At 71.9% G+C, this 21128-nt stretch carries 18 protein-coding genes and 1 pseudogene; 8 read left to right on the top strand and 11 right to left on the bottom strand.

Annotation, left to right across the window (positions count from 1 at the left end; all coding sequences use genetic code 11):
- Positions 1-47: 47 nt before the first annotated feature.
- Positions 48-1340, bottom strand: a complete 1293-nt coding sequence (locus Dfulv_RS26300; protein WP_259856014.1) for a ThuA domain-containing protein — start codon at positions 1338-1340, stop codon at positions 48-50.
- Positions 1341-2427: 1087 nt separating this feature from the next.
- On the opposite strand from Dfulv_RS26300, the gene Dfulv_RS26295 reads away from it, so the two are divergent.
- Positions 2428-2850: a protein kinase family protein gene (locus Dfulv_RS26295; RefSeq protein ID WP_259856012.1), complete on the top strand. Its 423-nt coding sequence runs from the start codon at positions 2428-2430 to the stop codon at positions 2848-2850.
- On the opposite strand, the gene Dfulv_RS26290 is transcribed toward Dfulv_RS26295, so the two are convergent.
- On the bottom strand, positions 2803-3240 hold the full coding sequence (locus tag Dfulv_RS26290; protein WP_259856010.1) for a hypothetical protein: 438 nt from the start codon (positions 3238-3240) through the stop codon (positions 2803-2805). The genes Dfulv_RS26295 and Dfulv_RS26290 overlap by 48 nt on opposite strands.
- A gap of 137 nt (positions 3241-3377) precedes the next feature.
- Here Dfulv_RS26290 and Dfulv_RS26285 point away from each other — a divergent pair, with 137 nt between their 5' ends.
- Positions 3378-3686: a serine hydrolase domain-containing protein gene (locus Dfulv_RS26285; protein ID WP_259856008.1), complete on the top strand. Its 309-nt coding sequence runs from the start codon at positions 3378-3380 to the stop codon at positions 3684-3686.
- 551 nt (positions 3687-4237) lie between these two features.
- Here the strand turns inward: Dfulv_RS26285 and Dfulv_RS26280 are convergent.
- Positions 4238-4468: a hypothetical protein gene (locus Dfulv_RS26280; RefSeq protein ID WP_259856007.1), complete on the bottom strand. Its 231-nt coding sequence runs from the start codon at positions 4466-4468 to the stop codon at positions 4238-4240.
- 278 nt (positions 4469-4746) lie between these two features.
- Here Dfulv_RS26280 and Dfulv_RS26275 point away from each other — a divergent pair, with 278 nt between their 5' ends.
- Positions 4747-5097, top strand: a complete 351-nt coding sequence (locus Dfulv_RS26275) for a histone-like nucleoid-structuring protein Lsr2 (RefSeq protein WP_259868145.1) — start codon at positions 4747-4749, stop codon at positions 5095-5097.
- A 6-nt stretch (positions 5098-5103) separates the two neighbouring features.
- Here the strand turns inward: Dfulv_RS26275 and Dfulv_RS26270 are convergent, their stop codons facing one another.
- The gene (locus Dfulv_RS26270) at positions 5104-6327 is read right to left on the bottom strand and encodes a multidrug effflux MFS transporter (RefSeq protein WP_406568029.1); all 1224 of its coding nucleotides are present in this window, start codon (positions 6325-6327) and stop codon (positions 5104-5106) included.
- 150 nt (positions 6328-6477) lie between these two features.
- Here Dfulv_RS26270 and Dfulv_RS26265 point away from each other — a divergent pair, with 150 nt between their 5' ends.
- Both Dfulv_RS26265 and Dfulv_RS26260 read left to right on the top strand, forming a co-directional pair.
- A complete protein-coding gene (locus Dfulv_RS26265) occupies positions 6478-7461 on the top strand; it encodes a glycosyltransferase family 2 protein (RefSeq protein WP_259856005.1) in 984 nt (327 codons plus the stop codon).
- A 35-nt stretch (positions 7462-7496) separates the two neighbouring features.
- Positions 7497-8171, top strand: a complete 675-nt coding sequence (locus tag Dfulv_RS26260) for an LLM class flavin-dependent oxidoreductase (protein ID WP_259856003.1) — start codon at positions 7497-7499, stop codon at positions 8169-8171.
- On the opposite strand, the gene Dfulv_RS26255 is transcribed toward Dfulv_RS26260, so the two are convergent.
- The 4 genes from Dfulv_RS26255 to Dfulv_RS26240 all read right to left on the bottom strand — a co-directional run bounded on the left by Dfulv_RS26255 (position 8089) and on the right by Dfulv_RS26240 (position 12371).
- A complete protein-coding gene (locus Dfulv_RS26255; protein ID WP_259856001.1) occupies positions 8089-8622 on the bottom strand; it encodes a hypothetical protein in 534 nt (177 codons plus the stop codon). The genes Dfulv_RS26260 and Dfulv_RS26255 overlap by 83 nt on opposite strands.
- Before the next feature lie 2035 nt (positions 8623-10657).
- Positions 10658-11062 (bottom strand): VOC family protein, encoded by a 405-nt coding sequence (locus Dfulv_RS26250; RefSeq protein ID WP_259855999.1) that lies wholly within the window; start codon positions 11060-11062, stop codon positions 10658-10660.
- A complete protein-coding gene (locus Dfulv_RS26245) occupies positions 11059-11901 on the bottom strand; it encodes a helix-turn-helix domain-containing protein (protein ID WP_259855997.1) in 843 nt (280 codons plus the stop codon). The genes Dfulv_RS26250 and Dfulv_RS26245 overlap by 4 nt, the downstream gene beginning before the upstream one ends.
- 41 nt (positions 11902-11942) lie before the next feature.
- Positions 11943-12371 (bottom strand): STAS domain-containing protein, encoded by a 429-nt coding sequence (locus Dfulv_RS26240; protein ID WP_259855995.1) that lies wholly within the window; start codon positions 12369-12371, stop codon positions 11943-11945.
- Between the two features lie 352 nt (positions 12372-12723).
- On the opposite strand from Dfulv_RS26240, the pseudogene Dfulv_RS26235 reads away from it, so the two are divergent.
- Positions 12724-12924, top strand: a pseudogene (locus Dfulv_RS26235) (magnesium transporter CorA); the annotation flags it as partial.
- A gap of 254 nt (positions 12925-13178) precedes the next feature.
- Here the strand turns inward: Dfulv_RS26235 and pth2 are convergent.
- Positions 13179-13526 (bottom strand): peptidyl-tRNA hydrolase Pth2, encoded by a 348-nt coding sequence (gene pth2, locus Dfulv_RS26230; RefSeq protein ID WP_259855994.1) that lies wholly within the window; start codon positions 13524-13526, stop codon positions 13179-13181.
- A gap of 198 nt (positions 13527-13724) precedes the next feature.
- On the opposite strand from pth2, the gene Dfulv_RS26225 reads away from it, so the two are divergent.
- Positions 13725-15938: an immune inhibitor A gene (locus Dfulv_RS26225; RefSeq protein WP_259855989.1), complete on the top strand. Its 2214-nt coding sequence runs from the start codon at positions 13725-13727 to the stop codon at positions 15936-15938.
- A gap of 82 nt (positions 15939-16020) precedes the next feature.
- Here the strand turns inward: Dfulv_RS26225 and Dfulv_RS48425 are convergent, their stop codons facing one another.
- Together Dfulv_RS48425 and Dfulv_RS26215 are read right to left on the bottom strand one after the other, a co-directional pair.
- The gene (locus Dfulv_RS48425; protein WP_264675821.1) at positions 16021-17400 is read right to left on the bottom strand and encodes a hypothetical protein; all 1380 of its coding nucleotides are present in this window, start codon (positions 17398-17400) and stop codon (positions 16021-16023) included.
- 60 nt (positions 17401-17460) lie between these two features.
- Positions 17461-19284 carry a discoidin domain-containing protein gene (locus Dfulv_RS26215; RefSeq protein WP_406567834.1) on the bottom strand — a complete coding sequence of 608 codons (1824 nt, stop codon included), beginning with the start codon at positions 19282-19284 and terminating at the stop codon, positions 17461-17463.
- A gap of 305 nt (positions 19285-19589) precedes the next feature.
- Between Dfulv_RS26215 and Dfulv_RS26210 the strand changes: the two genes are divergently transcribed.
- Positions 19590-21122 (top strand): MFS transporter, encoded by a 1533-nt coding sequence (locus Dfulv_RS26210; RefSeq protein WP_259855987.1) that lies wholly within the window; start codon positions 19590-19592, stop codon positions 21120-21122.
- Positions 21123-21128 lie beyond the last annotated feature (6 nt).

The raw sequence follows: 21128 nt of genomic DNA, 5'->3' as shown, positions 1-21128 counted from the left end.
CAGAAACCCGGAGCCAGCGTGCGCCGGACCCGGGTCCCGCGGAACTTTCAGCCCTGCTGGACCAGCCGGAACGACTGCGCGCCCGTGCCGTTGCAGGTGTACTGCACCAGTTGCACGCCGTCGGCCGAGGACGCGGCCGGCACGTCGAGGCACTTGCCCGAGAGGCGGCTCACGATGTGGTACCACCCGTTGCCCTCGGAGACGGCCTGCCACTGCTGGTTCGTCCCGCCGCCGTACGTCCACGTCTGGATCGGCGCGTTGTCGGCGCTGGAGACGTTGGTGACGTCGAGCGCCTGCACCGGGTTGCCCCGCTGGTTGATCCGCACGAATCCGCCGCTGGTCGGCTGGAACTGGTACTGCTGCGGGTTCGTGCCGTTGCACGTGTACTGCTGGATCGGCGTCCCGTTGGCCGTCCCCGCCCCCCGGGCGTCGACGCACTTGCCGCTGTTCTTGTTGACGATCGTGTACCACGACGTGGGCGAGATCGGCCCGTTGCTGGCCGGCGGCGAGTTGGGTGGCGTCGACGGCGGCGTCGTGGTGGCGCCGGCCAGCCACTGCAGGCCCTGGATGATCCAGCGGTTCTGGTCGGCACTGTCGAATGTGGACGAGGTGCGGGTGTTCGTCGAGTAGTTCATGCCGTTGTGGCCGAAGTTGGCGTACAACATCTTGTAGTTACGGTTGGTCCACAGGATCGGGTAGTACCCGCTGTACCAGGACTGGTTGGGATCCGTGCCGACCGGGAAGCTGCTCGGATCCACCGACGCCAGGATGTCGATGTTCGGGTTCTGCCGGAGGTCGTTGCTCCAGGAGTACCATTCACTGACCGCGGAGCGGAACGTCGCCGGCAGTCCGGCCGTGGACGGGTGGTTGCGGTCCTCGACCTTGAGCGTCACGCGGGTCGGCGCCCACGTGTTCGTGCGGAACGCGCCGGACCCGAGGAACGTGTTGTAGTACCAGCTCCACGAGTTGGGGTCGGTGGTGAACGCGCTGACGTGGAAGCCCATCCAGGCGCCGCCGTTCTGCATGTACTGCTGGAACGCGGCCCGCTGGCCCGCCGGCGGCGCGTCGTCGAGGAACATGATGACCTTGTACTGCGCGAGGCTGCCGGTGTTGAGGCGGCTCCAGTCGGTGGTGGCCTCCCACGTGAAGCCGTTCTGCGCGCCGGCCTGCGGGAACCAGTCCCGTGCCTCCTTGTCGAAGTCGATGTGCGCGGCGTCCCAGGTGCCGTTGTAGAAGGCGAGCACCTTGAACGGGGTCGCGGCGGCGGCCGGGCGGATCGTGAGGCCCACCCCCAGGGCGGTTAACACGGCGAGCGCGACGAGCGCGAGCTTTCTGAGCACGGTGGATCCTTCGGTCTGGGCGGGAGGGGATAGGCGGATCCGCTCCCTGGAATCATCGACCATCGATACCGAGAACCACAAGGTAAACAATCCTAATAGTTAAATCAAGTCGCCAATTAAGTCGTCGCGGCTGCTCAACGGCCGTGGACTGATCCGGGCTGACCCGCGCCCGCGGCCCGTCGGCGCAGGGTGCAGGTGACCGCGGGCCGCCACCGGCCGGGCCGACCCGCGCCCGCGGCCCGCCGACGCAGGCTGCGGGCGGCCGCGGGCCGCCTCCGGGTTGACCTTGGTGGGCTTCGGTGGTTCTGGCCACGGATTTCGACCAAGGTCAACCCGGAGGGGCAACTGTGGGCGCGCGGGCTGCGGGCGGAGGCTGCGTGCTGCGGGGCGACCGTGGGTGCGCAGGCGGCGTGCCGCGGGCGCAGGCTGCGTGCTGCGGGGCAACTGCGGGTGCGCGGGTGGCGTGCGCAGGCTGCGTGCTGCGGGGCGACCGTGGGTGCGCGGGCGGCGTGCCGAGGGCGCGGGCTGTGGGTTGTGGGCACAAGCTGTGGGCGGGCAGGCTGTGGGCGGCCGCGGGCCGTCACTGAGTTGACCTTGGTGACTTTCGGTGGTTCTGGCCACGGATTTCGACCAAGGTCGTCCTCGGGGGTGCGTGCGTGCTGTGGGCGCGGGTGTAGGCGGGGGTGCGAGCTGCGGGTGCACCGGCTGCGGGTTGTGGGCGCGGGCTGTGGGTGGCTGTGGCCTGGGTTGGTCGAGATGATCGTGGAGTGCTGTGGTTGCCATGGCAACCACAGCACTCCACGATCGACTTTGGAGGCCGGTCCATCGTGGTACTGCCCCGGTCGGCAGGGGAGCGGCTCGAGTTGTGACGTTGGTTCTGGAGCGCGGCGACCACCCGTCGGTCCGGATGGTGGCGCGGGTGTGGTTGCCGAGCGCGGCGCCCGACCTCCGTGATTGCGAACTTATCGCAATCACGGAGGTGGAGATCGAGGTTGCGCCCAGGGGGCGTGGCCACGAGCGAGGCGGGAATGGAAGAGGCGTGGCGCGGAGCCGCCGAGGAGGCTGTGGAGATGCCCGGACCCGCGCCGTGGGGCCGCCGTCCGAGTCGCGGGACGGGCGGGCGGGGGACAGGGGCAGCGCGGCTGCGGCACGGGCAGTTCCTCGGCCGGGTCGGCGAAGCGGGCCGCAGGCTGGTGGCGGCCCAGTTCCCGCGCTGGGCCGGGTTGCCGTCACCCCGGTCGAGTCGGTCGGCACGGACAACGCGATCTACCGGCTCGGCGACGAGCACGACGAGCACGACGAGCACGACGTGCGCGTGCCCCGCATCGGGTGGGCCACCGGTCGGATCGCGCTCGAGCGCACCTGGCCGCCGCACCTGCCGCTCGCCGTCCCGCAGCCGGTCGAGGTCGGAGCTCCCCGGCCGTACCGGCCCCCGCTCGGGTCGCGCGGGGGCCGGCCCCGGTCACACCCGCTGGTCGACGAGGTCGCCGCTGCTCAGTACCGACCGTAGCCGGGACAGGTCGATGCCCTTGTCCTGCAGCAGCCGCGCCACGTCGGTGGCGCTCGCCGCCCGCAGGTCCTCCTCACGGGTGTCCAGCAGGTTGCTGAGCCGTTGCAGGCGCTCCGCACTCCTGTTGGAGGCGATCCGTTCCGTCGCCTCGTCGTCCTCGGCCGCCGCGGCGCCGACGGCGTCCGACACCGGCCTGCCGGTCCTGACCGCCGCGGCCAGGTCGGCCTGCGAGACGCCCTGTTCCCGGGCGATGTCTCCGAGACTCCTGCCTCCCTCCGGTTCGTTCCTCTGGGCCACCGGGTCCCGGGCGTCGTCCGCCCGGTCCGGCCGCATGGGCGTCCACTGGGCGCCGTGCACGCCCGGGACCCCGCTGATACCGCTGATCGTCACGTGTGCTCCGTCCGTGGTGCTCCGCCACGGGCCGGTCGGCCCGATGGACATGAGTTCGACCGCCGGACGGCCCGGGCGAGCATTTGCCGGTCCCGCCCGGTTTGCTCTTGTCAGCCGGGTGGGCAAATCTTGTGTCCGTGCTCGACTGGAGCCGGCGGACCGGCGGGCCGCGCCTCGAACGGGCCCTCGGCCTGGTCCGCGGTCGCGGCGGCGCCGCCCAGCTGTGCGTGGCGCACGGCTGTGCGCCCGACGACCTGTTCTGGACCTTCTCCACCAGCAAGCCGTTCGCCGCACTGCTCGTGCACCGGCTGGTCGAGCGGGGCGCGCTCGGCCTCGACGACCCGCTCGCCGGGCACCGGCCGGCCTTCGGCGGCTACGGCAAGGAGGCCATCACTGTCCGGCACGTGCTCCAGCACCGCTCAGCGGCCTGCACGACGCCCTGGTGATGGCGGACCGGGACCGGTCCGCGAGCTGCTGCGTGACACGTTCCTGGCCTGCCCGACCGGCACCGGGCGCGCCACGTGCCGATCCGCGGCCGGGGCACGGCGCCCGCGCCGCGCAGGCGTTCGTCAACCGCCGCGCCACCCGCCGCGCCGTCATCCCCGCCGCCGGTGTCCCGACCACGGCCCGCGACCTCGCGGTGCTGTACCAGCTGCAGCTCGACGCCGACCAGCGACGGCACGGTCGACGCCTTCATCAAGCTGCCGATCCGTTGATCGCAGGGGTTCCAGCTCGGCGGCCCGGACCCGCACCGCCCGCACCGATGGGCCGCACCAGCAGCCCGGCGACGTTTCGGCCACAACGGCAGCAACGTCTGCGTCGCCCGGGCCGACCCGGCCCGCCGCCTGGTGGTGGTGTACCTGACGAACCTCCTGGAGCCCCGCCCGGCGGGCGCCGCCGCCCAGAACGCCGTGAGCGAGGCCGTCCTGCCGGAGTTCCCGCCGCTGTGGTGACGCTTCGGGCGGTGATTGCCGCCGGGATTTGATGATGACTGGTGTCAATCATCCAGTGCGGGGGAGTCGCGGTCAGACGGGTTGTACGGGATGTCGCGCCCGTCGATCGGCTCGGCGGAGAAATAGGCGCCTCTCGGTTCCGGCGGCGTGCACATCGCGTCGTCGTCCGGTGCCGCGATGTGACCGTGCCACCGGTGAAATCTGTCCTCCAGGAACGCCACGCCGTCGGCGGCCGTGCGCGGCGGATCGGCCGGCGAGTGGCGCGGGTCGAACATGTCGGCGCCGCCGGGAACGGAACCGTCGCCGAAGAACGTGCTCGTGCGGGTGATGAATCAGCCGACGGCGATGTGCGTCACCGGCGGTGGGTCCTGATCGCGCACAGGCTCGTCGGGAACGAATCGGCCGTCGTCGCCGCGCGCACAGTCAGCCGGGTATGCCCGAGGCCATCGTAATTGAACGGTCGCAATTCGTATCTGGCGGGAAATCGGCGGAACGCGCGATACTGTTCGTCAGTGGATTGCGCGGACGTAACCTCGGGGAAGGACAGCCGGTCATGGCCAAGCGGGTCATTCAAGAACTGATCGACGACATGGACGGCAAACCCGCCGACGAGAGTGTGGCGTTCGGCCTCGACGGCGTGCAGTATTCGATCGACCTGTCGAAGAAGAACGCCGAGAAACTGCGCGCCGCGCTCAAGACCTACATTTCCGCGGGGACCAAGGTGGGACGCGGGGTGACCGCCGGGACCCGCGCCGCCGGCCGGCCGCGCGGCGGCAGCCGCGGCGACCGGGACCAGAACCGCGCGATCCGGGAGTGGGCCGTGGGCGCCGGCTACCAGGTCTCCGACCGGGGCCGCATCAAGCAGGAGATCGTCGACCAGTTCCACGCGGCCAACGGCCGGTAGCGCCCGTCAGTGGGCGCCCGCCGGGGCGAGCTCGGCGTCGACGACCTCGAGGGCGGCCAGCCGGCTCGGCCGCACCACCGTGAACAGCACCGCCGTCGCGGCCAGCATGCCGCCGGCGACGACGATTCCCATCGCCACGGCGCCGGTGCCGAGCACCCCGACGAGCGGGGCCGCGGCCGCGCCGACGCCGAACTGCACGGCACCCAGCAGCGCCGCCGCGGTGCCGGCCGCCTCGCCGTGGCGGGACATCGCCAGCGCGGGGGCGTTCGGCATCGCGAGCCCGGCCGAGGCGAGCACCACCCACAGCGCCGCCAGCACTGCGGGCAGCCCGCCGAGGCCGGTCGCGGCGATCACGACCAGCGCGAGCCCGGCGGCCGAGCCGGCCATCAGGGCGGTCACGAGGATCCGCTGGGGGCTGTAGCGGCGCAGCAGCCGCACGTTGAGCTGGGTGGCCGTGATCAGGCCGACCGCGCCGGCGCCGAAGACCAGGCCGAACTGTGACTCGCTCAGCCCGTACTGCTCCTGGAAGACGAACGACGAACCGGACACGTAGGCGAACAGCGCCGCCATCGCGAGGCCGGCCACGAGCACCAGGCCGACGAACGTGCGGTCGCGGAGCAGGCCGCCGTAGACCTTCAGCGTGCCGCCCGAGCGGCGCTGCTCCACCGGCAGCGTCTCGCGGAGCGCGAACAGGGCGACCAGGCTCAGCAGTACGCCTGCCGCCGCAAGCGCGACGAAGACCCCGCGCCAGTCGGTCCAGCGCAGCACGGCGCTGCCCAGCGTCGGCGCGAGGATCGGCGCCGCGCCCATCACCAGCATCAGCCGCGAGAACAGGCTCGCGAACGCCGAGCCGCTGAACAGGTCCCGGACGACGGCCATCGCCACGACCGACGACGCGGCGACGCCGAGGCCCTGCAGGACCCGAAGACCGCCGAGGACCGTGACGTCCGGCGCGAACACGCACGCGATCGACGCGAGGACGTGCAGGACCAGGCCCGCCAGCAGCGGCTTGCGCCGCCCGACGGCGTCGGAGAACGGGCCGATGGCCAGCTGCCCGAGCGCGAGACCCACGAGCGTCCCGGTCAGGGTGAGCTGCACCGCCGCCGGCGTGGTCGTCAGCTTCTCGGTGATGCTCGGCAGCGCCGGGAGGTACATGTCGATGGTCAGCGGGCCGATCGCGATGAGCGAGCCGAGGACGAGCACGAGCCGGAGGCGCTGCCGGCGGGTCATGAGATCGCCGGGCATCGGTGTGTGGGTCACACCGGCCATCAAAGAGGAACACCGGCGGGCGCATTCCCGTTTGCGGCCCGGTGCGCCCAAGGTCACATCCGGCCCGCCGGTTTTGTTCAGCTTCTCCGGTCCCCGGCCGACGTCGTGGTGGTGGACCTTGTCGCGGTACTGATCGTGCGGGACGAAGCCGGCGTCCTGCCCGGCTGCCTGGCCTCGCTGCGCGGCGCGGTCGACGCCGTTCACGTGCACGACACCGGCTCGGCCGACGGGACCGTGGCGGTGGCCCGGTCGTACGGCGCGACGGTCAGCGCCGCGCCGTGGCCGTCCGACTTCGCCGTCGCGCGGAACACGGCGCTCGACCGTTCGGGCGCGAGGGACTGGGTGCTCAGCATCGACGCGGACGAGCGGCTCGTCGCGGATCCCGCGCGGCTGCGGGCCCTGCTGACGTCCTCGTCCCCGGCGTTCGCGGTCGACGTCGACAACCGGCACGACGAGCTGCCGTACACGCACCGGCCCGTCCGGCTCTTCCGCCCCGCCGAGCTGCGCTGGTCCGGGCGGGTCCACGAGCGGCTCGTCCCCGACGCCGACCGGCCGGCCGCGCCGCGGGACGCTGCGCACCTCGTCCACCTCGGGTACGCCGACGCGCGGATTCGCAAGCAGAAGGCGCTGCGCAACGCCGAGCTGGCCCGCGCTGCGCTGGCGGCGGCGCCGGACGACGCCGGGAGCCTGCTGGACCTCGGTCGCAGCCTCGTCGGCGCCGGGCGGCTCCAGGACGCGGTCGGCGCCTTCGAGCGGCTGCGCGAGGTGGCGCCCGGCACCCGGCACTGGGTCCTCGGCACGGACGCGCTGGCCCGGCTGCTGCTCGGCGCCGGGATGGACGACGCCGTGGTGGTCCTCGTCCGGCAGCTGCGCGGCGCGGGCGTCGAAGGGCAGTACTGCGACTGGCTCGAGGCGCAGGCCCTGGCGCAGCTCGGGCACGTGGACGCGGCGTGGCGGATGCTGCGCGGGGTGCGGGACGTGGTCGACCCGGCCGGGCGCCGGCACTCGCCCGCGCACCTCGCCGAACTCAAGCGGCTGCTGGGTTCGCTCGTCGGGGTCTCCCTTTCCGGGGATTCGCTCTTCGCGCCGCGATGAGCATGGCTGTGCCGGGTGTGGGTAGGGGACTGATTATGAAAGTCGGTTACTTCCTCGGCGTCGGTACGGGCGAAGCGCTCGACGAGCACATCTACGGCGACGCCTGGCCGAGCGCGGACGAACGGCTGGAGATGCTGGAGGAGGCCGTGTGGGACGGCGGCTCCGTCACCCACCGCGGCAAGCACCACACGGTCGACCAGGCGCAGGTCCACACCAGCCCCGAGACCCCGCCGCGGGTTTCCGTGTCCGCGCTCGACCTCGCCGGCCGGATCGCCGACGGGTTCATGTCCACGCAACCGAACGCGGAGCACGTCGAGCACTTCCGCAAGGCGGGTGACGGGGACAAGCCGGCGCAGGGCGGGTTCAAGGGCTGCTACGCCGCGTCGGAGGACGAGGCCGCACGGATCGCGCACCGGTTGTGGCCGAACTCCGGCCTGCCGGGCGAGCTGTCACAGGTCCTCCCGTCGCCGAAGCACGTCGAGCAGGCGTCGTCGCCGACGTGGGCCCGAACTACGCCGAGCTCATCAATCTCTACAAACGCGAATTCCTTTCATAGTTTCCTGCCGGTTTCCCGTGTCGTTTGGAGGTTGGGGAGATGCCACAGGCGTGGAGCAAGAAACGAGAACGTCAGTACGAGCAGGTCAAGGAGAGCGAGATGGAGCGCGGACGTTCCGCCGGTCGGGCGGAGAAGATCCCCGCGCGGACCGTGAACAAGCAGCGCGGCGGTACCGGTGAGGCGTCGTCCTCCCGTACGTCATCCTCGCGTTCGTCGTCGGCCAAGACGCCGTCGCCCCGGACGTCCGCGGCTTCGTCCCGCACGGGCAGCCGCGCGAACGCGGCGACGGCGCGGTCCCAGCCGGCGTCGGCGAAGAGGTCCGCGGCGGCGACGAAGGCCCAGTCGGGCGCGAAGTCCCAGGCCCCGGCCTCGAAGACGGCGAGGTCGCAGGCGGCGTCGAAGTCCGCGGCGATGAAGTCCGCGGCGATGAAGTCCGCGGCGTCGAAGTCCGCGGCGTCGAAGTCCGCGGCGATGAGGAAGCCGACGGCGGCCGCCAAGACGGCGAACGTACGGTCGAGGACCACGGCGCGGACGACGACAAAGGCGGCCGAGGCCGCGACGAGGACGAAGGAGCAGCTGTACGAGGAGGCCAAGCGCCGCAACATCGAGGGCCGTTCGAAGATGACGAAGGCCGAGCTGGAGAAGGCCCTCCGCTGACGACCCACATGTGACACGCCCGGCCGGCAGACCTGGCGGCCGCAGGCTCGGGGAAGCACGCAGCATTGAGGCGTGCGCGCCATCGCCCGGCGGTGCTGGGCGACCCCGGATGCGCCCAGCAGCCGCAGGCGAGCGGGGCTGACCACCCGCGGCCGCCCCGGACAACCCGGCGCGGGACCCGGGGTCCGCCGGTGCGCGGCGTCCTGGTCTGGTCCGGTCCTGGTCTGGTTGATGCTGGTGCAGTCCCACTTCGGGCTGGTTCAGGCTTCGGGCAGGTTCCCGCCCTCGGCGTGGTCCGGTGGTTCGACCTGGCCCGCCCGTGGGCCGGCGCCGAATCGGCGCTGAGCGTCGCGCTGGCGACGCAAGTAGCGCGGCCAGGTCGGCACCCGCGACGGCTGGCACCCGCGACGGCTGGCACCGGCGGCGGACCGCTCCGCTACGGCGACTGGTAACCGGCGCCCGCGGCCGGACCAACGGCCTGGTCGGCTGAGCGGGCACTGCGGATCCACCGGCCCGAGGCTGCTGGCCGCGGGGTGCCGGCCGGTCGGCCGACGGTGAGGGTGGCCTGGTCGGTTCGCTCGGCTCCGTCGCCGTCGCGGTGGTCGGCGCGTGGCAGTGATGCGGACACTCCCGCCCAGGAGTGGCCCACTTGGAGTGGCCTGGCTTGGGGTGACCCGGTTGGAGTGGCCTGGCTTGCGGCGGCCCGTTTGAGCTGCCTGGCTCGCGGCCGCCCAATTGCAGTGCCCCGGCTTGGGTGCCCCGGCTTGGGTGCCTGGTTCAGGTGGACGGGGCACCGGCGGCAAATCACCGGCGGCAGGCCACCGAAGTGGGCCACGACGCCTGGTTACCCGGCGGTGGGCTTGCTGGGCCCGGATGCAGTTCGCTCCCTGGACGCTGTTGTTGCCGAATTCCCAGCATCTCCGGCAGCGGTTGCCGGAGCGTTGCCAGCCGTCCGGCTGGACCCTGCGTGAACCCGTGCCCGGATGAGCGCCCGGCTGCACGCGGGGTGTGAGGGCGTGCGGGTGGGGTGGACCGCGCTCGCTCGTTGGGGTCGGGGTCGGGCGTGCGGTGGCCGTGCGATCACGCCGTCGTCGGGGCTTGCCTGGAGTGGCTGGAGGTCGTTTCGCCGGGCCTGGGCCGGTGGGCCGCGCTCGGGAGTGAGCCGGCGGCCGGACAGGGCCGTTCGTGCCGGGGCGGGGCGATGGGCGGGTGCGGCGAGTGCTGGCCGGCGTTGCCTGCTGCCGGGGCTCGGGTGCCGCGTGCGGACGGGGTTCCTGTGCTGTCTGCTGCCGAGGTTCAGGTGCTGCCTGTGGACGAGGTTCTTGTGCCGCCTGCGGGCGGGGCTCAGGTGCCGCGTGTGGACGAGGTTCCTGCGCTGTCTGCAGGCGGGGTCCAGGTGCCGACTGCGGGTCGGGCCCAGGTGCCGACTGTGGGCGGGCTTCCTTCGCTGCCTGCTGCCGGGACTGCCGGGACACACGCGCTGTCTGTTGCCGAGACCCGTGGACGGCTGCGGGTTTGTCAGACGTGTCGGGTGGGCTCTGCCGAGGCGCCGAGGTGGCCGCCGCCGTGCGAGGGGGAGACGTGACGGCCTCGGGCGCCGGCCGGCGGGACCTCGCCTCGCGCCAGGACCGCTCGACCGACTCCTCCAAGGCGCGGCTGTCCGCACGGGCCAGCTTGGCGGCGTGGCGGGCGTGCAGGCCGTGCCGGCGGGCCTCGGCGAACTCCGCGCGGGCCGCGGCACGACGTCGGCGGCGCTCACGCCAGGCGGCCGCCTGTGCGGCGAACCGTGCGTCCCAGTCGATCCATGTGATGCCCTCGTCCGCCCCACCCACACCGCCAACCTATGCCCCACGTACGACAAAAACCGGGCACGACGAAGCCGGCTCGTGAGTGGGGCGGCGTGCCCCCGTTCCGCCGCGCCGGCCCACCCACGGACACGTCACGAGCGCCACCGGAGCCGGCGCACGGCCGCGTGCCGGGCGGCTACGTCGCCGTTGGTTCGCCGCGGTACGTGCCGAACGACCACAGGTTGCCCTCCGGGTCGCGCACGATGAAACCGCGCGAGCCGTAGCCGGTCTCGTTGAGCTCCTCGATGATCTCGGCGCCCGCGTTCTTCGCGCGTGAATACAGCTCGTCGGGGTCGTCGCAGACCACGTAACAGCCGAACGTGCCCGGGCGCAACGACCATACCTTGCCCTCGCGATCGCTGCCCAGCATGATCCCGCCGCCCAGCGGCCAGGACAGCTCGGCGTGCTCGACCACGTCGCCGTCGCCGTGCACGACGGTCTCCTCGAAGCCGAACACGTCGACCAGGAACCTGATCATGCCCCGCGCGTCCGCGGCTTGCAGCGTCGGCCACACCTGCGGTGGTGGTGTCTTGTCCGTCATGCGGCCGAGTCTGCCGGAACCAGTTCCTCGGCGGCTTGGACGTTTCGGAACTCCTCGGCCCACCAGCGGGCCGGCGGCACCCCGGCCAGAGCCGTGAACTCCCTGGTCAGATGGGCCTGGTCGTAGTACCCGCAGTCGGCGGCGAGTGCTGCCAGGCCGTACCGCCCGTTGTGCTCCACCAGCAGCCGCCGCGCCCGGTCGAACCGTGTCACGCGCGCGGCGACCTTCGGGGCGAGGCCGATCTCGACGCCGAAACGGCGGCTGAGGTACCGCCCGCTCCACCCGACCTCCCGGGCGAGCGTGGACGGCGCGACGGTCCCGTCGGAGGAGCACAGCCGCTGCCAGGCGTACGTCACCTCGGGCGACGGCAGCGCCGACGGATCGGTGCGCCGCGCGAGCATGGTGTCGACGACGCGGAACCGGGACCGCCAGTCGGGCGCGGCGGCCACGCGCTCGCGCAGTTCGGCGGCGAACCGCCCGAGCACGTCCGTGGCGTCGACGTCGGTCTCGGCGAGCTCGCCCGCCGGCAGGCCGAGCACCGCCCGGGCGCCCAGCGGCGACAGCGCGATCTGGATCCCGGACCCGCGCCCGTCGTTCGCGATCATCGCCGGCGCGGTGTGGAGCCCGCCGATCAGGGACTCGTACGTCCCCGGCGGGGTCCGCGGGTCGGGGTGCGCCGTGACGCGCAACGGCTCGTCGATCGTCACGACGACGGTGACATACGGCGACGGCAGGCCCCGATGCCGCCCCGGCGGCCCGTCCTGCCGGTAGCCGCTGTACCACCCGGCGAACGGCCGCACCGCGGCTGCCGGTCGCCAGCGTACGTGCTCCGCCGTCACCCCTCCACCGTAGAGGAACAACCCGGCGGCCTGAAGAACAGCTACGCGCTGCGGCGGCGTTCGGAGGGGTTGACCGGCCAGGGTGTTGTCGTCGAGGGATCCGCGTCGGGCTCGGGGACCAGGTCACGGATGTCGCCGGCGAGCGCGCCGTCGACGGTGCGGTACGTCGGGATCGTCAGCTGCGTGCCGCCCTCGCGCAGGGTGTGCGCGACCTGCGGACCCGGCGCGGCCAGCATCAGCGATCCGCCGTGCTCGGTGGCGATGCCCGCGGTGACGCGCAGCATCATCACACCGGTGCAGTCGATCGCGGCGACGTCGGCCAGATTGACGACGATCCGTGGTTGTGGCCGCAGCAGCAGCTGGGAGAGCGCGGTCTCCAGCTGCATCGCGCTGGCGGCGACGAGGTCCCCGTGACAGGTCAGCACCGTAGCGGCCGCGAGTCGTTCCACCGCAAGGGTCAGGGCTGCCATGCTCCCGACGATACGTTCGGTGGTGACCGTCAGTGAACCTCTGTCCAGCCGGGAACACCGGCCGTCCGGCCGTCCACCCACCGGCCGGTCGTCGCGGGGCGTGATCCGCCGCCCGGGTGTTTCGGTGGGCGATTCCGCCGGGTACGCAACCAGATGACGCTTTGACACGTCGCGCCTTCCGAAAGGTACAAATGGCCACCAAACCGGCAGTCGTGGACTGTGCCCTCTACGTCGGCGGGTCCGGCAGCCTGGCCCCAGGCCGCTCGACGAGCTCTGCGAACGCGCCCGCGAACTGCCCGACGCGTTCGTCTGGATCGGGCTCCACGAACCGGATCCCGGTGACTTCCGTGCGGTGGAGAAGATCTTCGGCCTGCACCCGCTGGCCGTCGAGGACGCGCTCAACCCGAACCCGCAGCGGCCCGAGGTCGAGCGGTACGAGGACGTCACGTTCCTCGTCGTCCGCACCGCCCGGTACCTGCCGCACGGAGAGCTGACCGAGACCAGCGAGGTGATCGACACCGGCTCCGTCCGGCTGTTCCTCGGGCCGCACTTCGTCGTCACCGTGCGTCACGGCGAGTCCGGCGAACTGCGCGCCGCCCGCCTGGACCTGGAAACGAATCCCGCGCACCTCGCCGCGGGGCCGTGGGCCGGCCGTGCCGCTGCGGCGGCCGCTGCTCGTGCTGCTCGACAACGACATGCGCAAGATCGCCTCGTGGGCCGCGATCGCCGCGCTGCAGACCGCGCAACGGCTGGTTGTAGCGCCCGGAACGCGCGCGGAGGCCCCGGCCGTGGCGGCGCGGCGCCCGGTCACAGCAGGGCCAGCGTTCCGGTCACGCGGTCGACGTCGGGGATCGGAGCCGGGCCGACGGCGCAGCAGGTCGCGGTCCCGGCGGCGACCTGGGTCCGCCCGGCGTCCTGGATGAGCTGCACGGGCAGGCCGGCGGCCTCGGCGTCCGCGCAGACCCGGCGCAGCTGCTCCTCGCCGGTCACGCGCAGCACCACCTTCGGCTGCCCCTCCCGCAGCCAGGTGCGGAAGTCCGCCGACCCCAGGTTGCCGAGCGCCGCGGCCACCGCGGCGTGGGCGGCCTGCGCGGCGATCTTGCCCTTCCCCATCTCGAGGTCGGTGCGGACGACGAGGACGAGCTTGGTCGGCACGGCCGCAGCCTACACGGGCCGTGTTGTCACCCACCGGAAACATCCACTCCCTTGCTGTGACCCTCGTCCTTCGATGTGACGCCGACCTATGTCGACGGCGGCGATAGTGTGCCTTGTCAATTCCATCCCGAACCCGGCGTGCCACCGCCGGCCGCGGCCACCCCGCCCCGGTCCGGCACGCCGTCGTAAGGAGGCTCAATGGTGCGGAAACGCCTGGTCACGACCGCGGTCGCCGTCCTCGCCGCACCGGTGCTCGTCGCCCTGCCGGTGTCCCCGGCGCAGGCGGCACCGGTGAAGGCGCCCGCGGCGCCAGGTGCGAGCAAGACGTCCGACACGCGGCACATGACGCGCACGCAGTTCACGTTGGACGGCAAGCTGGTCGACACGTCGAAGACGGCCAAGCCGGCGCAGAAGCGCTCCTTGACCGCGGCGGAGACCCCGCCGGTCGGCACCGTCCGTCAGTGGCTGGGTTCAGACGACTACCAGGGCAGGCTGTACCGCAAGGACTACGTCCTGCGCGGTGTCGGCGAGCACATCGAGGTCTGGGTCGCGGTCGACACCTCGTTCCCGGCGGGCGACTGCCGTAACTCGGTGCCGAACACCACCACGGTCACGGACGCCCAGGTGGCGAACTTCATCCACGAGTTCGACACCAACATGTACCCGAAGGAGACGGCCGCCTTCTCCACCCCGCCGGACCGCGACGGCAGCAACGCGCTGCTGGGTCCGGACGCCAACGGCAACGGCGGCGTCTACACGGGTGGCGGCAACAAGACGGTGACGCTGGTCGACAACGTCCGGGACGACAACTACTACACGTTCCCGGCCGCGCCGACCTACATCGCCGGCTTCTTCTCGTCGCAGTTCAACGAGCTGTTCGACCGTAACGTCATGACGATCGACGCGTACGACTGGGAGCACCGCACCGGTGCCAACCCGGTGGACGCGCCGACGAGTGACCTGTGCACCAGCCGCCCGGCGCGCCCGTACCTCTACGAGGGCACGTTCGCGCACGAGTGGCAGCACCTGCTGCAGTACTACACCGACCCGAACGAGGGCGTGTGGCTGAACGAGGGTCTGAGCGACTTCGCGCAGACGCTCACCGGCTACGTCGACGGCACGAAGACGGTGTACGACAGGGGCGGCGACAGCCACCTGTACTGCTTCCAGGGTTACGGCCCGGTGCAGACTCCGTACAACCCCAACCCACGCGACTGCGGTGGTGCCCAGAACTCGCTCAACCTCTGGGGCGAGGGCGGCAGCGGCTCGGGGGTGCTCGCCGACTACGGCAACGCCTACGAGCTGATGCTGTACCTCTACGACCGCTTCGGTCAGGACGTCATCGAGCGGCTGCACCGCGACGGTGAACGGCAGGGCATCGCCAGCCTCGAGGCCGAGCTGAAGGCAGAGGGCGTCAAGGGTGGCGCTTACGAGGTCCTGCGTGACTACCAGTCGATGGTGCTGCTGGACAAGATCGTCGGCGATTCCAAGTGGGGGATCGTCCTCGGCGCGGACAAGAAGAAGGTGACCTCGAAGAGCCTGCGCTCGACGGTGAACCTCGCGAACCCGCAGTCCTACAGCGTGCCCGGGGCTGCGCCCAACGGCGCCGACTACGTGCTGCTGCAGAAGAACGGCCAGGCCCTCAAGGGCAAGGACCTGCGGTCCTTGAAGTTCAGCGGAGCCTCGACGCTGCCGGCGCTGCCGCTGGCGTGGACGCTCGTGAACAACGACCCCGACCGGCCCGGCAACTCGGTGCTGTTCTCCGGCAACGCGAACAACACCGACGCCTCCGCGGTCATCCAGGTGACCGTGCCCACCGCCAGCCCGACGCTGACCTTCCTCGCGAAGTACGGCGCCGAGCTCGGTTACGACTACGGCTACGTCCAGGTCTCGACCGACGGTGGCACGACCTACACCTCGATCCCGGGTGACAGGACCGTCGCCGCGCCGCTCGGCCCCGGCCTGAACGGCACGACGACCGGCTTCGAGCCGCACAGCTTCGACCTGTCGGCGTACGCGGGCAAGCAGGTCCTGCTCGCCTTCCGCTACGTCAGCGACGGTGGGGTCAACGAGGGCGGCCTGCTCCTCGACGACATCACCCTCGGCGGCACCGTGCTGAGCGACGGGTCCAGCCTGGCCCCGTTCGACTCGCCCACGGAGATCAAGCCGGTTTCGGTCAAGAACTGGAACCTCAAGCTCGTCGGCATCGACGAGGCGAACTCGCTCGCCTGGCAGTTCGAGTTCAACGGCCAGAAGGACGTGTCGCTGAACTGGATCCAGCTGGCGCTGCTGGCGCTGTTCCCGAAGGTCGTGGCGATCGTCGCCTACGACGAGCCGACGGAGCAGGTCCAGCAGTACGCGCCGTACACCCTCACGGTGAACGGCGTCGTCCAGCCGGGCGGCAGCTCCTGAGGTAGTCGCAACACCGGGGCGCCGGGCGCCCGCTCTTCGGGGCGGACGCCCGGCGTTTCCGTGTCCCAGGTCGTCCCGAGGGTCAGCGAGCTGCTCGGATGAGCCGGGCGGCCGCGTCGGCGGGCAGGGCCGGGTTGCCCGCCGCGGAGGCGGCCACCCGCGGGTCGGGGTCGTCGAGCAGGCGCAGGATGCCCGGCTGTGGCAGGGCCGGGTTCGCCGCCACCGTCAGGCGGATCTCCCGATCGTCGTGGCGGGCCAGGTCGTCGGCCGCCGCGGGCGGGAGGTTCGGGCCGGAGGCGGCGGCGAGCCGTACCGCGGGATCGTCGGAGGCGGCGAGATCGGCGAGGTCGGCGGCGGGCATGTTCGGGTGCCGGGCGAGGTCCCACTTCGCGTGACCGGTGGTCCGGACCAGGCCGGCCAGGATGTGGCCGGGCGCGTCCGGGTGGTGCTCGGCGAGCAGGAGCCGCACGCTGTGGTCGCCGTCGGCCGCCAGCCGTTCGACGGCCCACGGCGGCAGGTCGGGCGAGAACGCCACGGCCCGGCGGCAGAAGACGAACGGCGAGCCGACGTGGGCGAGGCGTACCTCGAGCGGGGCCGCCGACGGCAGCAGCCACGGCGCGACGTGGTGGTCCCACGGCCGGACGGTCGCCGCGACGCGGGTGCGCAGGTCGTCGGAGAGGCCGGGACGCAGCATGAGCGCGGCGCGGACCTCCTCGTCCGGGTCGCCGGCGAGGACGGCCAGCGACGCGGCGGCCACGGTGGCGTTCCCGGCCACCCCGGCCCGGACGGCCGGGTCGGGATCGGTGAGCAGGCCGGCGAGGTCGGCCGCGCCGAGCCTGGCCACCCCGGCGGCCTCCTGGCGCGTCCGCGGATCCGCGAGCAGCGCGGCGACCAGGTCCTGCGGGGGCACGGTGCCCAGCAGCGCGTGGCGGCGGACCACCGCTTCCGGGTCGCCGAGCAGCGCGCGCAGCGCCGGCTCCGGCAGCGGGCGCCAGTGTGTGGCGACGACCACCCGGACCCCGGTGTCGTCGTCCGCCACGAGCCGGTGGCCCGCGGCCGCGGTGAGGTCGCGCCGGTAGCCCAGCCCGCGCCGGACCTCCGGGTCCGGGTCGCGGGCGAGCCGTTCCTGCGCCCGGGCCGGCAGCGGCGGCTCCTCGGCCCGGCGCCGGTACACGTCCCGGTGCCCGGCCGCGAGGCCCGCGCGGATCCGCGCGTCCGGCGACCCGACGAGGACCGGCCAGGCGTGGACCGCGGCGGCCGGGTTCTGCGCGAGGGCGAGCCCGATCTCCGGGTCGTCCCGGCGGGCGAGCGCCAGGGCCGCCGTGGAGGTCAGGTCGCCGCGACCGGCGAGGGCCACCAGTGTCGCGCGGTCGTCGCTGCCGAACAGCGGCGCGAGCAGCGGTAGGCCGAGCCCGGGATTGGCCGCCAGGCCGGGCAGGAGGCGCAGGACGGAGTGCCGCACGGCGCGAGCCTAGACGGCGGCGTGGTGACCCGGCGGGCCACCACGCCGCCGATACGGTGCCTAGAAGCCCACCGCCACGAGCAGCCACTGCGGGTTGCCGTGGGAGACGAACGAGGACTGCTCTGCGTAGTCGTCGTACGGGAAGCCGTACGCGAGCTTGCTGATGGCGTGGTCGTGCCAGAACTTCGAGTAGTAGTTCGCCGGCGCCGCCTGGTAGTACAGGCTCGGCGTCGACCACTGTGCCTGCGGCAGGTGCTTCACGTGCCGGTTGAGCGCCGCGCAGTTGCCCGGGTCGTTGGCCAGCACCCCGGCGCAGCCGAAGATGTCCGACGTCAGGGCGTTGATGCCGTACTGCTGCGCGTAGGCGGTGAAGTAGTTCGCGTTGACCCCGCCGGCCCGGAACGTCGGGTCGCTGCCCGGTGCGATGATCCGGTACGGCGCCTGCGACTGCGCGAGCACCTTGAACTCCTGCGGTACCTCGGCGATGAACTTCGCGAACGTCGCCTCGCGGCTCTCGGTGAACGTCGCGTAGTCCTCGCCGACCGACACGTCGTAGCCGTCGCGGGCGTGCAGGCGCATGGCGAGCTTCAGCCCGAACGCGTCGACGCGGGTCGTGTTGCCGTTGAACACCGCCGGGCCGACCGTGAATTCGATGAAGTCGTAGTACTGGCTGTTCGGGCTGCCGACGTAGAAGTACATCCGGCCGGCCGTGTTCGCCGGCATGTCGAAGTACGGCTGTTCGGCGATCGAGTGCACCTGGCCGTTGTAGCTCCAGTACACCTGGCTGTCCGGGTAGCGGCCGTTGGTGCGGTTGAGGATCTTCAGCATGATGACGTTCGACGGGTTGGGGATGCTGTTCGTGTCGCCCCAGAACTGGTCCGGCGGCGGCGTGGTCGGCGGGGTGGTCGGCGGGTTCGAGATCGAGCCGGTGACGCGGACCGCGAACTCCCACAGCGAGTAGCCGTAGGCCGTGCCGCGGGCGGTGCCGTACATCCGCACGTACCGGCCGGAGCCGCTGACCGTGAGCGTCTGGGTGCCGCCGGTGCCGGTGGTCGTGGAGTAGATCGACGTCCAGGTGGTGCCGTTCGTCGACGTCTGGATCTGGAACGAACTGGCGTACGCGGCCTCCCAGTTCAGCGTCACGCCGCAGATCGTCGCCGTCGCGCCGAGGTCGACCTGGATCCACTGCGGGTCACCGAAGGCGCTCGACCAGCGGGTGCCGGTGTTCCCGTCGAAGGCGGCCGAGGCCGGCGAGGCGGCGTTCTCCGTCGAGGAGGCGGTCGCCGGGCGGTCCTGCGCGGCGTTGGCGGTGCCGCAGCCCGTGCCGCCGCCGGTCGTGCCGAAGACCTGGAACTCCCACAGCGAGTAGCCGTAGGCCGTGCCGCGGACGGTGCCGTACATCCGCACGTACCGTCCCGTGCCGGACACCGCCAGGGTCTGCACGCCGCCGCTGCCGGTCGTGGTGTTGTAGACGGTCGTCCAGGTGGTGCCGTTGGTGGAGACCTGGAGCTGGAACGCCCGCGCGTAGGCGGCCTCCCAGTTGAGGACCACCTGGTCGATCGTGGCGGTGGCGCCGAGGTCGACCTGGATCCACTGCGGATCGCTGAACGCGCTGGACCAGCGGGTGCCGGCGTTGCCGTCGGTGGCGAGGCCGGGGCCGGCGCCCGCGTTCTCGCTCGACGACGCGGTGGTCGGCTTGCCCTGCGACAGCAGCGGCCCGGCGGCGTTGGCGACGCCGGCGGTGACGACGGCGTAACCCGCCAGGAGGACCGCGACGATCGCTCCGGAGAGCGCGCTCAGCAACAGCGGGCGGCGGCGTCTCCCGCGGTGCTGACCCGGTCCGCTCGGTGCCACAAGGGTGGGTGGTCTGGAGATCATGGGCATCTGCGCAGCTCCCTGACGTGGGTTGGGGATGTGGGCGACCGGCACCGCACCGCGGGGACGCGCCGGGTCGGGCGGTGACCGGCGCTGGCGGGTGCTGGTCGCAGGCAGGGCTAGAGAGCGCTCTCTCATGCTGAGCGTCGTCGATTCGTAGGGCCGCGTCAAGTGGCGTTTCGAAACGCGCCGATGCGACGGGTTCCGCGGCGGGTTTCGGGAAAAGCTGATCAGGGCACGGGCTGTTGCGAAGACGCTTCGCTCTGCAGTACCGGTCGACGCCCCGGGCGCCGGACCGCTTTGGGAGGTGCATCTTGTCCGAAACGCCAGCCGCCCCGGCACCGGCCGGCGGCGTCATCCGCAGCCTCATCCCCGCGCGGATCGACCGGCTGTCCTGGGCGCCGTTCCACACCCGGATGGTGCTGGCGCTCGGCACCGCCTGGGTCCTCGACGGCCTGGAGATCACGATCGCGAGTGCGATCGGGGCGGTCCTCAACAAGCAGGAGACGCTCGGCCTCAGCAGCACGGAGGTCGGCGCGATCGCCACCGTCTACCTGCTGGGTGAGGTGTTCGGCGCGCTGTTCTTCGGCCGGCTCTCCGACGCGCTGGGCCGCAAGAACCTCTTCGTCGTGACGCTCGGCGTCTACCTCGCCGGCAACGCGCTGACCGCGCTGACCTGGGGCAGCGACACCTTCGGCCTGGTCTTCCTGTATCTGACCCGGTTCATCGCGGGCGCCGGCATCGGCGGCGAGTACGCCGCCATCAACTCGGCGATCGACGAGATGATGCCGGCGAAGTACCGCGGGCGCGTCGACATCGGCGTGAACGGCACCTACTGGGGCGGCGCCATCATCGGCACTCTCGGCACGTACGTGCTGCTCAACCACATCTCGCTGAACATCGCCTGGCGGCTGGGCTTTCTCATCGGCCCGATCATCGGCCTGGCGATCTGGAACCTGCGCAAGCACCTCCCGGAGAGCCCGCGCTGGCTCATCATGCACGGCCGTGAGGCGGAGGCGGAGGCGAACATCGCGTCCATCGAGCGTGACGTCGAGCGCTCCGGCCAGACGCTCGCCCCGGTCGACGAGTCGCACGCGATCGAGGTGAAGCCGTCGCGTTCGCACGGCTACCTCTCGCTGATCAAGGTGCTCTTCTCGCGCTACCCGACGCGGTCGGCGCTCAGCGCGACGCTGATGATCACGCAGTCGTTCCTCTACAACGCGATCTTCTTCACGTACACGCTGGTGCTGTCGAAGTTCTACCACGTCGACGCGGAGCAGACTCCGATCTACCTGATCGCGTTCGCCGTCGGCAACCTCGCCGGTCCGCTGCTGCTCGGACACCTCTTCGACACCGTCGGCCGGCGCAAGATGATCGCCGGGACGTACGTCCTCTCCGGCGTGCTGCTGGCGATCTCGGCGTGGATGTTCGACGCGGGCATCCTCAACGCGTTCACCCAGACACTCGCCTGGTGCGTCATCTTCTTCTTCGCCTCGGCGGGCGCGAGCTCGGCGTACCTCACCGTCAGCGAGATCTTCCCGCTCGAGGTCCGGGCGCAGGCGATCGCGGTGTTCTTCGCCATCGCGCAGTGCTTCGGCGCGATCGGCCCGGTCTTCTACGGCTGGCTGATCGGCGAGGGTGAGGACCCGGGCAAGCTGTTCATCGGCTACCTGATCGGCGCCCTGGTGATGATCATCGGTGGTGTGGTCGAGGCGGTCATCGGCGTCGACGCCGAGGGCAGGTCCCTCGAACACGTGGCCACGCCGCTGTCCGCGGTCGGCGCGGGCCTCCACGCGCCCGGCCAGGACACGGCCGCGCCCGGCCCGGGCACGACCACGACCGGCTGAGGAGCG

The organism is Dactylosporangium fulvum (assembly GCF_025137375.1).
GTDB classification, from domain to species: domain Bacteria; phylum Actinomycetota; class Actinomycetes; order Mycobacteriales; family Micromonosporaceae; genus Dactylosporangium; species Dactylosporangium fulvum.
This window is presented reverse-complemented; position numbering and strand designations above follow the sequence as displayed.

Bases quoted from the DNA above. Each gene is read 5' to 3' on its own strand.
- Dfulv_RS26215 (WP_406567834.1), bottom strand. From the start codon at position 19,284: ATGCCCATGATCTCCAGACCACCCACCCTTGTGGCACCGAGCGGACCG.
- Dfulv_RS26255 (WP_259856001.1), bottom strand. From the start codon at position 8,622: ATGTTGCGGCGCTTGGCCTCCTCGTACAGCTGCTCCTTCGTCCTCGTC.
- Dfulv_RS26240 (WP_259855995.1), bottom strand. From the start codon at position 12,371: ATGGCAGCCCTGACCCTTGCGGTGGAACGACTCGCGGCCGCTACGGTG.
- Dfulv_RS26250 (WP_259855999.1), bottom strand. From the start codon at position 11,062: ATGACGGACAAGACACCACCACCGCAGGTGTGGCCGACGCTGCAAGCC.
- Dfulv_RS26280 (WP_259856007.1), bottom strand. From the start codon at position 4,468: ATGTTCGACCCGCGCCACTCGCCGGCCGATCCGCCGCGCACGGCCGCC.
- Dfulv_RS26225 (WP_259855989.1), top strand. From the start codon at position 13,725: ATGGTGCGGAAACGCCTGGTCACGACCGCGGTCGCCGTCCTCGCCGCA.
- Dfulv_RS26275 (WP_259868145.1), top strand. From the start codon at position 4,747: ATGGCCAAGCGGGTCATTCAAGAACTGATCGACGACATGGACGGCAAA.
- Dfulv_RS26270 (WP_406568029.1), bottom strand. From the start codon at position 6,327: ATGACCCGCCGGCAGCGCCTCCGGCTCGTGCTCGTCCTCGGCTCGCTC.
- Dfulv_RS26260 (WP_259856003.1), top strand. From the start codon at position 7,497: ATGAAAGTCGGTTACTTCCTCGGCGTCGGTACGGGCGAAGCGCTCGAC.